Genomic DNA, 12665 nt, shown 5'->3' with positions numbered 1-12665 from the left:
GTCGTATTTACCACACATCATCTTGATCGTCGGCCGGCCCACCACCGAAGTCGGCGCCCGCCCTGCCCTCCCAGCACACACCACCGCGGCGCGACCCTTCCCCCATGGCGGGTGAGGCACGGGGCCCGTGCTTGGGATGCGATAGGAGGAGCAGCGCGGCGGGTGTCGTCCGGCCGCCCCGCCCGCTCCTGCGTACCTGAGCCGGACGACTCTGCGAGGTGGACAGCGTGAAGCACTGGCGGGCTCTGATCGTCCTCGGCACGGCCCAGTTCCTCATGGTCCTGGACACCTCCGTCATGAACGTGTCCATCAGTCAGCTGGTCGAGGACTTCGACACGGAGGTCACCGCGATCCAGGCCGTCATCACCCTGTACGCGCTCGTCATGGCCGCGTTCATGATCATCGGTGGCAGGTTCGGGGACATCCTGGGGCGTCGCCGTATGTTCCTGCTGGGGCTGGTCGTCTACGGCGTGGGGTCCGCCCTGACCGCTGTGGCACCCACGTTGTGGGTCCTCACGCTGGGCTGGTCCGTCATCGAGGGGCTCGGAGCCGCCATGGTGCTGCCGGCCATGGCCGCCCTCGTCGCCCAGTCGTATCGAGGGAAGGACCGGGCCGTCGCCTACGCGGTCATCGGCGGGCTCGCCGGCGCCGGGATCGCGGTCGGACCGCTGCTGGGCGGCTGGGTGACGACGTACCTGACCTGGCGACTGGTCTTCGCGGGCGAGGTGGTGGTCGTCGCGGCCGTCCTGCTGTGCCGCCGGGTGATCGCGACGCCCGCCCCGGCCGGCCCGCGCCCCCGGCTGGACGGGGTCGGCGCGGTGCTCTCCGCCGCCGGACTGGGGCTGGGAGTGCTCGGGGTGCTGCAGAGCAGCACCTGGGGATGGGTGCAGCCCCGCAACCCCCCTTTCACCGTCCTGGGCTTCGCCCCGACGCTGTTCGTCGTCGGTGCCGGGGCGGCCGTCCTGGCGCTCTTCCGGCACTGGGAACGGCGGCGGGAGCACCAGGGCGCCGACCCCCTCGTGCACCTGTCCCTGCTGGGCAGGCCCGTGCTGCGGTCCGGTCTGATGACGCTGCTGAGCCAGAACCTCATCCTGCTGGGGCTGTTCTTCACGATCCCGCTGTACTTGCAGGTGGTGCAGGGGTTCGACGCCTTCGAGACGGGCCTGCGTCTGCTCCCGGTGTCCGCCACCATGCTCGTGACCTCCCTGTCCGCCTCCTCGCTGGGACGGAGATGGGGGCCGCGCCGGGTGGTGCGGCTGGCCCTGGTGACCCTGGCGGCGGCCATCGTGTGGCTGCTGGCCACGATCGACCCGGTCATCGACGACGGGCAGTTCGCCGGAGCCATGGCCCTGCTGGGCGTGGGCGTCGGCCTGCTCGCCTCGCAGCTGGGCAACGTCGTCCAGTCCGGCGTCGGCGAGGAGGAACGCGGTGAGGCCGGAGGGCTCCAGTTCACGGCCCAGAATCTGGGCTCCGCGCTGGGCACCGCGCTCATCGGGTCCATTCTGATCGGTGCGCTGGCCCATGCCTTCACCACGCAGGTGGACGACAACGCGCAGCTGTCGGCACAGACTCGTGAACAGGTCGGTGTCGCCCTCCAGGCCGGGATCACCTTCGTCCCCACCGATCAGGTGCGCTCGGCGGCCGAGCGTGCCGGGCTGCCGCCGTCCGAGATCGACGCCGTCACGGACTCCTACGCCTCCGCGCAGCTGAACGGCCTGAAGGCGGCGATCCTGGCCACCGGCGGCATCGCCCTCGCCAGTTTTCTGGTCACACCGCACCTGCCGACCGCCCGGGAAGGCCGTCGCAGGCAGCCGGACGCCGAGGCTCCGGCCGGGGCAAGGGGATCGACGCGCTGAGGTCGGGGAGGCGCTGAGTTCGGGGAGAGTCACCGCCACGACGAAGCCGATGGATCACCCGTGGGGGGTGAGCCGATCATCGGGCGGCCGGCGTGACCCTGGACCGGTCAGGGGTTCGCCCACCGCCCCCTCACCCCACCCCGTCGGCTTCCCGGGGCGACGGCTGATCACCCGAGGAGGAGCCATGGCCATGTCGCGTGGTCCGGCATCGCGTACCGGGCAGGACCCCGTGTCCGGCGCGGTGGGCGCAGGTCCGACGGGAGACTCCGCAGACGTGCTCGCGCGGCTCGGTCGTTCCTGGACCTGGCTCCTGGGGTCGGCCGTCATGACGCTGGTGCCGGGCGTCCTGGTGCTGGTGTGGCCGGAGGCGACCCTGCACGTCCTCGCGGCCCTCATCGGCCTGTACCTGCTGGTGACCGGGGCATTCCGGTTCGTGGCCGTCTTCGCGCGGGAGGGGCACGAGCGGCTGCCGGGGCTGCTCCTGGCCGTGCTGTACGTCCTGGCCGGGGTGCTGTGCCTGAGGAACCCGCTGCAGACCATCGCCGCGCTCTCGCTGATCACCGGGGTCGTCTGGCTCGTGTCCGGCATCCTCACCCTCTACACGGCGATCTCCGTCGAGGACCTGCCGCACCGCGGCGTCGTCATGGTCGCCGCCGTACTCGGCATCGTCGCGGGGATCGTGGTGCTCGCCCTGCCCGCCGAGTCGGTCCGTGCCCTGACCAGGCTGCTCGGCCTGTGGCTCATCCTGCTCGGCCTGGCCGAGGCGGTGGTCGCCCTCGCATGGCGGGCCGCGCTCCGAAAGACACGCCCCCCGGAGCCGGACGCCCCCGCCGGAACGGCCTGACACCGTGCGAGCGCTCCGTCTCGGCTGACCGACCAGCACCCGTCGCCCCCGGCGGGGCGCACGCGAAAGGAGCCCCCATGAACCCCGCCGCGCCCCCGGATCCGCCGGACTCCGGCGCAGACGCCACCCGGCACCACGTCATGACCGCCGAGGAACGGGCGGAATACGAGCGACTGCGCCGGCACGCGGCGGTGCGCCACCGGCGGGTACGCCAGGTCGGCTCCTCGGTCCTCCTCCTGCTGGCCCTGGTGCTCGCGCCCCTGGCCGTCGCCGCGGCCTGGGTCCAGGACACGGTCTCCGACACCGACCGGTACGTGGAGACCGTCGCGCCGCTGGCGTCCGAGCCGGCCGTGCAGGAGGTAGTGATCAACCGGCTCACGGACCGCGTGGTGGACAACGTCGACGTCGCGGCGGTGACGGACTCGCTCGTCAGGGCCCTCCAGGACGCCGGGGCCCCACCCCGCGTCGTGGAAGGGGCCGAGTCCCTCGAGGGTCCGCTGCGCAACGCGGTCAGGAGCGTCGTGGACCGCACCGTCACCCGCGTGATCACCGGTGACGCCTTCCAGCAGGTGTGGGAGGGCGCCAACCGACGCTCGCACGCCGCGGTGGTGAACATGCTCACCGGCGACCGCGAGGGTGCCGTGCGCGCCGAGGGCGGCGCCGTCCGACTGGACGTGGGAGCGGTCGTCGACCAGGTACGGGAGCGGCTCGTCGACGCGGGTTTCGACAAGGCCGCCGCCATCCCGGACGCCGACCGGACGATCACCCTGTTCCAGACGGAGGAACTGGGCAAGGCGCAGGACGCGATGCGGCTGCTGGACATCCTCGGCACCTGGCTGCCCGTCCTGACCGTCGTACTCGCCGCGCTCGCGGTGTGGACCAATCCGGCCCACCGGGTGATGCTGATGATCACCGCGACGGGCGTCGGCCTGATGATGGTCCTGCTGCTCGTCGCGCTGGCCGTCGTCAGACGGGTCTACCTGGACTCGGTCCCGCCCACGGCGCTGCCCCCCGACGCGGCCGCGGCGATCTACGACACGTTCGTCCGCTTCCTGCGCGACAGCACGCGCACCCTGCTGGTCCTGGCGGTGATCACGGCACTGGCCGCCTACCTGTACGGTCCCGGACGCCCCGCCCGCGCCGTCCGCACGGCGGCGAACCGCAGCACGACGGCCGCCGGCCGGGGGCTGGGCCGCGCCGGACTGCACACGGGATCCACCGGACGCTGGCTGACCGGCCACCGGGCATGGACCACCGGTGGCGTCATCGCGGCGGGAGCGCTGGCGCTGGTCCTCTGGAACCACCCCACGGCCGGAGCGGTGGCCCTCGTTCTCGGCATCGCCGTGGCCGTCCTGATCATCCTGGCGATCCTCGCGGCGGCAGCCGGACCGGCAGGCCGGGCGGCGGACCGGGCGACGGAAGGGGCGGCCCCGTGAGACCCCCATGGGACAGGGTGTGCGTCCCCCCGGGCTGCCGGCCGGCGCACGCTCACCCGCATCGGGTGAGGCCGCCCGGCCCCTGCCGTGCCCACGATGAAGACAGCACGCAACGGCGGCCGTGCGGGCGCCCGGACGGAGGAGAGACATGAGCGCGCAGACGTACCTGACGACTATCCCCTGCTGAGCGTCTTCTGGAGCATGCTCCTGTTCTTCCTGTGGATCATGTGGTTCGTCCTGCTCTTCCGCGTCGTCTTCGACATCTTCCGTGACGACGACCTGAGCGGCTGGGGGAAGGCCGGCTGGCTGGCGTTCACCGTCCTGCTGCCCTTCCTGGGCGTCTTCGTCTACGTGATCGCCCGCGGCAAGAACATGGGCCGCCGTGAGATCGCGCAGGCGCGCGCACAGCAGGAGGACTTCAACGCCTACATCAGGCAGACCGCGGCCGGCGGCCCGACGAGCAGCGTCGACGAACTCGCCAGGCTGTCCGAGATCCGCTCCCGCGGCGACATCACGGACGAGGAGTTCCGCAAGGCGAAGGACCTGGTCCTGACCGGCCACGGTCCGGCGGAGCACTCGGGATCCACCTCCCGTACCTCTGGTCGCTGACCATCCGGGTCCCATGGAACGAGGCCCGAGACACGAGAGGCGGCCACCGACCCGGTGGGACGCGATCGGAAAACGAGGGGACCGGGAGGAATGAGCCCAGCCGTACCCATGGGCCCTGCAGGACGGGCCCGCCTCGCGCTGCTCGCCCTGCTGGCCGGCATCCTGGTGGCGCTCGTCGCCGCCGGTCTGCGGAGCGTGCTGTGGGCGCTGGCGGGCGTCGCCGGACTGGCACTGGCCGCCGTGGGGGTGTGGTGGACCCTGGCGCACACCGGAGCGCTCCGTGTTCTCGGCGCGGTCCTGTCGGTGGTGGCGCCGGTCGCCGTCCTGGCCCTCTACGCCACGTTCGGCATGCTGGGGCCGGCCCTGCTGTCCCTGGCTCTGTGGGTCGTGGCCGTCACGGCGGCGCGTACGGCCCTGAGCCCCGGGCAGACCACCTCCGAGCAGTCCGGGCAGGCGAACGCCACGGCGCCCCGTAGCCCCTGGATCCTCATGAATCCGCGCTCCGGCGGGGGCAAGGTGGGCCGTTTCCACCTGGTCGACAAGGCCCGGGCGGCCGGCTGCCGGGTGGTCCTGCTCGAGGGCGGCCAGGATGTCGCCGAACTGGCCCGGCGGGCCGTCGCCGAGGGGGCCGATCTGCTGGCGGTGGCGGGCGGCGACGGCACCCAGGCGCTGGTGGCCGAGGTCGCGGCACACCACGACGTGCCCTTCGTGGTGATTCCCGCCGGGACCCGCAACCACTTCGCCCTGGACCTCGGACTCGACCGCGACGATCCGGCGGCGGCCCTGGAAGCCCTGACCGACGGCGTCGAACTCCGCATCGACCTCGGGTACGCCGCGGACCGGGTCTTCGTCAACAACGCCTCGTTCGGAACGTACGCGTCCGTCGTCACCGACCCCGCGTACCGGGACGCCAAGGCCCGCACGACCCTGCGCACCCTCCCCGGCCTCCTCACGGGCGAGAACGCGCCCGGACTGCGGTCGCGGGCCGACGCGACGTACGTCGACGGACTTCAGGCACTCCTCGTCAGCAACAATCCCTACGGACGTGCCGTCGACGCGGCCCATCCGGGGCGCAGGGAACGACTGGACTCGGGCCTGCTCGGCGTGGTGTGCGTGCGGGTCGGCAACACCGCTCAGGCGGCCCGGCTGGTGCGCGGCCCGCGCTCCGGAGGACTTCTCCGGCTGAGCGCCAGGGAAGTCGTCGTCGAAGCCGGCACGGACACCCTCCCCGTCGGCATCGACGGAGAGCACGTCGTTCTTCCCTCACCCGTCGTGTGCCGCAGCGCGCCCGGGGCGCTCCGGGTCCGCGTGCCGCGCCGTCGCCCCCACGCACCGCGCGTCAGCGGCGGGGCGGCCGACTGGCCACGCGTGGCACGGTTGGCGCTGGGGCGCCTGTCTGTTCCGGGGTGAGTGGCTCAGGCGGTTGGGACGGCACGACCCGAAGTCAGCAGCGGGCGCCCCCCGGCCGGATTCTCACGGGTGCGGGCGGGACTCTTCGGCTCCCGCCTCCGTCATGTCCGGCGTCCTTCGGTGACGCCCGGCGCCCCTGCGTCCGCCCCGCGACGGTCCCGGCCCCGGGCCCGGACACGGATGACAGCCCTGCCGACGTGTCCCGGCAGGGCTGTCACCGCGCGCTGTGCCGTCCCCGGCGGGCGGCGGGTCAGTGGTCGGAGTAGCTGAAGTCCCCCACGGTCCAGGCGCTCACATCCTCGATGGCGACCCGGTACATCCCGCCCGTCTCCGGGATCCCCACCGTGCCCTGGAGGATCCGGGCCACATGGAAGTGAAGGTGCGTGGGCGGTCCGTCCTTCTTCGTGGGGGTGTCGAAGACGGTGGAGAACTCGCCGAGCCGGGCGGAGCCGGTCAGCACCTCCGACACCCTCTGCCGCCACACGGCTTCTGGAGCCAGCCGGCCGGTGATGACAGCACCACCGGCGACCACGGTCAACGACATCTGGTTGCTCTGCCCGGACTCCACAAGGGCAGCGATGTCAACGATCAGCTCGTCAGGCTTCCGCATGGGACCGGATTCTATGCACCGGCCCGTCCGGACGCCTCGGCCGGTGGCACTTCCGAGACGGAACGGGCGCCCCTGGTGAGGGCTCCGGAGGCTCCGGGAGCTCCGGCGCTGCGGGCGATCCTCCGCGCGCGGCGACCGGCCGACGGGACACCCTCACCTCCGAGCGGAGCAAAATCTATGCTCGCTGGAGTAGACATTCTCCGACGGACTCTTTATCGTTTCTCTCGTAGCCGAGATCCAGTGAAGCCCGGCAGACACGAACTGCCGGGCAGCAGTGCCCGCATGACGGTCCGGTGGTGGAGTTTCGAAGCCAGGTGGTTGTACGACGGCGACGAGACTGACGACCGGACCGGGTGGCCCGCGGGATGAGGGGCCGCCATCCGCAGTACGCAGTTCCCGTTTGGCAAGTGATCGATTCAGAGGGAAGAACGGAGGACTCGAGCGCCATCAGGATCGCCCGGACGCACGACATGGGTCCGGGTACCGCAGGACATCGATAGGCAGGTGGTCTCCGGTCACGCATACGCGATCCCCGCACCCCCGTCGCAGTACCGGACGGCAGGGCGGAAACAGAAGGCCGGCGAGGTATTAGGGCCGGCAGATGGTGTTGCAGTTCCTTCGGGGCCCTGGTGCCGTACGGCGCCAGGGCCCCTCGACGTGTGTTCCATCAGAGAGGTGAGATGACAGCAGACGAGTCACTGGGCCGTCTCGACGACGACCACTACCCCGCCTACACCACGGGCCGGGCCGCCGAACTGCTCGGCACCACCCCCGGCTTCCTCCGCGCCATCGGCGAGGCCCGGCTGATCACACCACTGCGCTCCCGGGGCGGCCACCGCCGCTACTCCCGCCACCAGCTCCGCATCGCCGCCCGCGCGCGTGAACTCGTCGACCAGGGCACGCCGATCGAGGCCGCCTGCCGGATCATCAGGCTCGAAGACCAGCTCGAAGAAGCCCGGCGCCTCAACTCCGAACAGCGCCGCACCGGTGGAACGCCCCAGCCGTCGACCGCCGCCTGAGGTGTGATGGCCGGAATGTGACGCGCAGTGCCCCTCCCCCGACGGGCAGGATCGGTACGAGTCGTGGGGTCGTACCGGGGGCCCCGGGACGGCCAGGACGAGTACGGCGGCCGTCCCCGACCGTGACCTGAGGGGGCCCTTGTGCGTGATCTCGCGGACTCGATCGAATCGATGGAACAGCTCGCCACGGCCTGGCGGGCCCTGGTGCTCGACCGGGACCCGCGCGCCGATGTCCGGGACCTGCCGGGCATCGCCGTGCGGTGGGCCGACTGCCGGTTCGCCTTCTGGAACTGCCTGACCCTGACCGACGTCGGCGCGGACGCCGGGCTGCTGAAGCAGCGGCTGAACGAGACCGCCGAGATCATGCGGTCCAAGACCCACCCCGGGTTTCTGTGGGTCTTCGAGGACCTGCTCGACCCCCACGCACACGCCGGACTCGATGAGGCCGCCGAACAGGCGGGTCTGCGCTACGCCTTCCCCGGCACCGGCATGGCGGGAGACCTGCTGCCGATTCCCGAGCCCGTCCACCCCGAGCTGACCTTCGTCCGCGTGACCGACGACGAACTGCTGCGGGCCTACGCGGACATCAACGCGCGTGCCTACGGATTCCCGCTGGAGGACGGGCGGGACGGACTCGACGGCTCCGCCCTGTGGAAGAGCCGGGTGTTCGCCTACCTGGGCCTGCGGGACGGGGTGCCCGTGACCTGCGCCGCCACGCTGGAGGCCGACGGCCGGCTCTTCGTCGCCCTGGTCGCCACCGACCCGGCGTGGGAGCGGCGGGGCTACGGCGAGGCCGTGACCCGCAAGGCGCTCCACGAGGGGGCCCGGGCCACCGGGCTGACCCGGGCGACGTTGCACGCGACCGCCGCCGGAGCGCCCGTGTACCCGCGGATCGGGTTCCGCCCCAACTCCCCGATGCGGTTCTACTCCCTCGGGGACTGACCGGCCCACCCCGCCGCAACACCCGGCCCGGGCCCGGAGGTTGCGGCGGTGCCGGTGCGCGAAAGCCGGGCCGAGCCGCTGACGCGGCGGCCGGCGGCACCGGCCCCGGGCTACGACGCGACGCAGACCGCCTCACCCACCCCGGCGCAGGGCGTGAACGCAGACCGACGGCACCCGCCCCGGCGCACAGTCTGACCGCTAACCGGCCGCACCCGTCCCGGGCTACGGCGTGACCACGGAGCGGCGGCACCCGCCCCGGGCTACGGCGTGACCGCAGACCGGCCCCCCGCCCCGGCGCACGACGTGCCGCAGACCGGCCGCACCCACCCCGTGTACGGCGTGACCGCAGACCGGCCTCACCCACCCCGGCGCACAGCGTGGCCGCAGACCGGCCGCACCCACCCTGGACTACGACGCGACGCAGACCGGTCTCACCCACCCCGGCACCCGACGCGACCGCAAACCAGCCGCACCCACCCCCCGGGCCACGGCATGACCGCGAACCGACCGCACCCACCCCGGCACCCGACGCGACCGCGAACCAGCCGCCCCCACCCCGGCCCCCGCGCGGTCAGTCGAGCCCGCCGCCCACCGTGAACCCGATGGCCGTCCCGCCGCCCTCCCGCCGGAACGCGAAGGGCGCTCCCCCGTGGGCCAGGGCCACCTCGCGGACGATGGACAGGCCCAGGCCGGATCCGGGCAGGGAGCGGGCGTCGGCGGCGCGGTAGAAGCGGTCGAAGACCCGGGTGAGGTCGCTGTCGGTGATGCCCGGGCCGCGGTCGAGGACCTCGACCCGGATCCTGCCGGGCCGGGCCGGTCCGGAGATCACGATCTCGATGGGGGCCCGGCCGCCCTGGTCGAACTTCACCGCGTTCTCGACGAGGTTGGACAGCGCCCGGGTCAGCATCCCGGCCCGCCCGTCGGTCGTGGTGTCGCCGCTCGCGCGCAGCAGGATCTCCCGGCCGCTGCGGCGCCGGGCCAGTCCCGCCACCTCCTCGGCGATGTCGGCGACGTCCAGCCGGCGCGGCGGCTCGGTGTCGGACTGCCCGGCCGCGAGATCCACCAGCTCGTTGACCAGGTCGGTCAGCTCCCGGGCCTCCTGGCCGAGGTCGGCGACGAGTTCCTCGCGCGCCCCGGGCGGCAGTTCGTCGATCCGGCGCAGCAGGGAGATGTTCGTGCGCAGCGAGGTGAGGGGGGTGCGCAGCTCGTGGCCCGCGTCCTGGACCAGGCGGCGCTGGTCCTCCTCGGACTGCGCGAGCCGGCCCAGCATGCGGTCGAAGGCCCGGCCGAGGCGGCCCACCTCGTCGTGACCGGCCACCGGCACCTGGATGCCCAGCCGGCGGGTGCGGGCGACGTCCTCGGCGGCGTCGGTCAGCACCACCAGGCGGCGTGTGATCCGCCGGGCCAGCCACCAGCCGAACAGCCCGGCGCCGATCACCACGGCGGCCATCAGCAGCAGGGTGCGCTGCTGGAGCGCCCGCAGCAGGTCCTCGACGTCGCTGAACTCCTGCGCGACCTGGACCGCGCCCCGGCCGCCGCCGAGGGAGACGGTCGCGACGCGGTAGACGTCGTTGCCCACGTCGACGTCCTTGTGCTCGGCCACCCGCCCGGAGACGGCCGCCGCGGCGATCCGGGCGTCGGTGCCGGTGACCGGCAGCCCCGGACTGCCGGCGTCGACGACGTGCCCGTCCGGGCCGAGCACCTGCACGTCGGTGCGGGCCGGGCGGACCAGGTCGTGGCCGGGCGCGGCGGACGAGAAGTCACCGGGCGTCATGTGGTTCTGCCGCACCTCGTCGCGCAGGTCCTGCACGACCTCGTCGAACACCGTCTGCTGGTCCACCCGCACCAGCCGGGCGGCGGCGCTGTAGGACAGGATGCCGACCAGGATCGTCACGGCCGCCGTCACCGCCGCGAACGACACCGCGAACGTGGTGCGCAGGGAGACCAGCTTCGGCCGCCGGCCGGTCAGCAGCCGGCGCAGGCGGCCCACTCAGTCCTCCCGCAGCACGTAACCCACGCCGCGCACCGTCTGGATCAGCTGCGGCGCGCCCGGCTCGTCGAGCTTGCGGCGCAGATAGCCGACGTAGACGGCGAGGTTCTTCGAGCCGGGCCCGAAGTCGTAGCCCCAGATGCGGTCGTAGATGGTGGAGTGGTCGAGGACGATGCCCGCGTTGCGCACCAGCAGTTCCAGCAGTTCGAACTCGGTGCGGGTCAGCTCCAGCTCGCGGGCGCCGCGCCAGGCCCGGCGGGCCTGCGGGTCCATGCGGATGCCGGCCGCCTCGATGAACCGCTCCGGGGGCGGCTTGGGCGCCTCGGCCGCCGGTGCGCTCCCGGCACCGGCCGGGCCGGTGCGGCGCAGCAGGGCGCGCAGCCGGGCGAAGACCTCCTCCACGTCGAAGGGCTTCACCACGTAGTCGTCGGCGCCCGCGTCGAGGCCGGCGATCCGGTCGGCGGTCTCGACCAGGGCGGTCAGCATCAGCACGGGCGTCCGGTCGCCCTCGGCGCGCAGCACCCGGCACACCTGGAGGCCGTCGATGCCGGGCATCATCACGTCCAGGACGAGCACGTCCGGGCGGTTGCGGTGGGCCTGCGCCAGCGCCTCGACACCGTCGGCGACCGCCATGACCTGGTAGCCCTCCAGGGTCAGGGCACGCTCCAGGGCATGGCGGATGGCGCGGTCGTCTTCGGCGAGCAGCACGGTGTGGGGCACGCGACCAGTGTGCCAAGCCGCGGGGTCCCGGGTGCCCTGTGCGCTGCGTCGGAGCGTCCTTCTTACTGCCCTCTCACCGGGCCCGGGCAACCGGGAGCCGGGGCCTACCGTCCTCTCACCCCCGGGCGGAGGCGAGCCGGGCCGTGTGGGTCGGGGCGTCCGGGACATCGGCCGGACGGCCCACGGCGAACTCCTTGCGCAGCACCGGCACGACCTCCTCGCCCAGCAGGTCGATCTGCTCCAGCACGGTCTTCAGCGGCAGCCCGGCGTGGTCGATCAGGAACAGCTGGCGCTGGTAGTCACCGGCGTACTCGCGGAAGGCCAGCGTCTTCTCGATGACCTGCTGCGGGGAGCCGACGGTCAGCGGCGTCTGGTCCATGAAGTCCTCCAGCGACGGCCCGTGCCCGTACACCGGCGCGACGTCGAAGTAGGGGCGGAACTCGCGCACCGCGTCCTGCGCGTTCTTCCGCATGAACACGTGCCCGCCGAGGCCGACGATCGCCTGCTCGGGTGTGCCGTGTCCGTAGTGGGCGTAGCGCGTCCGGTACAGCTCGACCATGCGCTTGGTGTGGTCGGCCGGCCAGAAGATGTTGTTGTGGAAGAAGCCGTCGCCGTAGAAGGCGGCCTGCTCGGCGATCTCCGGGGAGCGGATCGACCCGTGCCAGACGAACGGCGGTATGCCGTCCAGCGGGCGGGGCGTGGCCGTGAAGCCCTGCAGGGGCGTGCGGAACTTCCCTTCCCAGTCGACGACGTCCTCGCGCCACAGACGGTGCAGCAGGGCGTAGTTCTCGACGGCGAGGTTGATGCCCTGCCGGATGTCCTGCCCGAACCAGGGGTAGACCGGGCCGGTGTTCCCGCGGCCCAGCATCAGGTCCACCCGGCCGTCGGCCAGGTGCTGGAGCATCGCGAAGTCCTCGGCGATCTTCACCGGGTCGTTGGTGGTGATCAGGGTCGTGGCCGTGGAGAGGATCAGCCGCTCGGTGCGGGCCGCGACGTAGCCGAGCATGGTGGTCGGGGACGAGGGCACGAACGGCGGGTTGTGGTGCTCTCCGGTCGCGAAGACGTCGAGCCCCACCTCCTCGGCCTTGAGCGCGATGGCGACCATGGCCTTGATCCGCTCGCGCTCGGTCGGGGTCCGGCCGGTGGTGGGGTCGGGCGTGACATCGCCGACGCTGAAGATCCCGAACTGCATGATCGCTCACCCTCCAGGTTGTTTACGCTTCAACTAT

Annotated in this window: 11 protein-coding genes; 7 read left to right on the top strand and 4 right to left on the bottom strand. The window is 72.6% G+C overall.

The features are described from left to right. Positions 1–227: 227 nt before the first annotated feature. The 5 genes from AC0665_RS00220 to AC0665_RS00200 all read left to right on the top strand — a co-directional run bounded on the left by AC0665_RS00220 (position 228) and on the right by AC0665_RS00200 (position 6155). Positions 228–1856 (top strand): MFS transporter, encoded by a 1629-nt coding sequence (locus tag AC0665_RS00220; protein ID WP_478704145.1) that lies wholly within the window; start codon positions 228–230, stop codon positions 1854–1856. A 184-nt stretch (positions 1857–2040) separates the two neighbouring features. Then, a complete protein-coding gene (locus tag AC0665_RS00215) occupies positions 2041–2700 on the top strand; it encodes an HdeD family acid-resistance protein (RefSeq protein ID WP_478704144.1) in 660 nt (219 codons plus the stop codon). A gap of 77 nt (positions 2701–2777) precedes the next feature. Further along, entirely contained in the window at positions 2778–4136 is a 1359-nt protein-coding gene (locus tag AC0665_RS00210) for a hypothetical protein (protein ID WP_478704143.1), read from the top strand. Positions 4137–4337: 201 nt separating this feature from the next. Further along, entirely contained in the window at positions 4338–4745 is a 408-nt protein-coding gene (locus AC0665_RS00205) for an SHOCT domain-containing protein (RefSeq protein ID WP_478704422.1), read from the top strand. A gap of 108 nt (positions 4746–4853) precedes the next feature. Then, entirely contained in the window at positions 4854–6155 is a 1302-nt protein-coding gene (locus AC0665_RS00200) for a diacylglycerol/lipid kinase family protein (protein ID WP_478704142.1), read from the top strand. Positions 6156–6405: 250 nt separating this feature from the next. On the opposite strand, the gene AC0665_RS00195 is transcribed toward AC0665_RS00200, so the two are convergent. Then, the gene (locus AC0665_RS00195) at positions 6406–6765 is read right to left on the bottom strand and encodes a hypothetical protein (protein ID WP_363120894.1); all 360 of its coding nucleotides are present in this window, start codon (positions 6763–6765) and stop codon (positions 6406–6408) included. A 680-nt stretch (positions 6766–7445) separates the two neighbouring features. Here AC0665_RS00195 and AC0665_RS00190 point away from each other — a divergent pair. Further along, positions 7446–7784: a MerR family transcriptional regulator gene (locus AC0665_RS00190; RefSeq protein WP_468414695.1), complete on the top strand. Its 339-nt coding sequence runs from the start codon at positions 7446–7448 to the stop codon at positions 7782–7784. A 141-nt stretch (positions 7785–7925) separates the two neighbouring features. Beyond that, on the top strand, positions 7926–8726 hold the full coding sequence (locus tag AC0665_RS00185) for a GNAT family N-acetyltransferase (RefSeq protein WP_478611284.1): 801 nt from the start codon (positions 7926–7928) through the stop codon (positions 8724–8726). A 571-nt stretch (positions 8727–9297) separates the two neighbouring features. Here the strand turns inward: AC0665_RS00185 and AC0665_RS00180 are convergent. From AC0665_RS00180 to AC0665_RS00170, 3 genes are all read right to left on the bottom strand, one after another. After that, positions 9298–10716, bottom strand: coding sequence for a sensor histidine kinase (locus AC0665_RS00180; protein WP_468414691.1), 1419 nt, complete (start codon positions 10714–10716; stop codon positions 9298–9300). Continuing rightward, positions 10717–11436 (bottom strand): response regulator transcription factor, encoded by a 720-nt coding sequence (locus AC0665_RS00175; protein WP_363120890.1) that lies wholly within the window; start codon positions 11434–11436, stop codon positions 10717–10719. Positions 11437–11551: 115 nt separating this feature from the next. Continuing rightward, entirely contained in the window at positions 11552–12628 is a 1077-nt protein-coding gene (locus tag AC0665_RS00170) for an LLM class flavin-dependent oxidoreductase (RefSeq protein ID WP_468414689.1), read from the bottom strand. Positions 12629–12665 lie beyond the last annotated feature (37 nt).

The organism is Streptomyces sp. NPDC043685, assembly GCF_056436585.1.
The sequence above is the reverse complement of the archived record's forward strand: the minus strand, read 5'-3'. Positions and strand labels throughout refer to the sequence as shown.

Excerpts from the sequence above, each read along its gene's own strand:
- AC0665_RS00215 (WP_478704144.1), top strand. The coding sequence starts at position 2,041 with ATGGCCATGTCGCGTGGTCCGGCATCGCGTACCGGGCAGGACCCCGTG.
- AC0665_RS00210 (WP_478704143.1), top strand. The coding sequence starts at position 2,778 with ATGAACCCCGCCGCGCCCCCGGATCCGCCGGACTCCGGCGCAGACGCC.
- AC0665_RS00205 (WP_478704422.1), top strand. The coding sequence starts at position 4,338 with ATGCTCCTGTTCTTCCTGTGGATCATGTGGTTCGTCCTGCTCTTCCGC.
- AC0665_RS00200 (WP_478704142.1), top strand. The coding sequence starts at position 4,854 with ATGGGCCCTGCAGGACGGGCCCGCCTCGCGCTGCTCGCCCTGCTGGCC.
- AC0665_RS00195 (WP_363120894.1), bottom strand. The coding sequence starts at position 6,765 with ATGCGGAAGCCTGACGAGCTGATCGTTGACATCGCTGCCCTTGTGGAG.
- AC0665_RS00190 (WP_468414695.1), top strand. The coding sequence starts at position 7,446 with ATGACAGCAGACGAGTCACTGGGCCGTCTCGACGACGACCACTACCCC.
- AC0665_RS00170 (WP_468414689.1), bottom strand. The coding sequence starts at position 12,628 with ATGCAGTTCGGGATCTTCAGCGTCGGCGATGTCACGCCCGACCCCACC.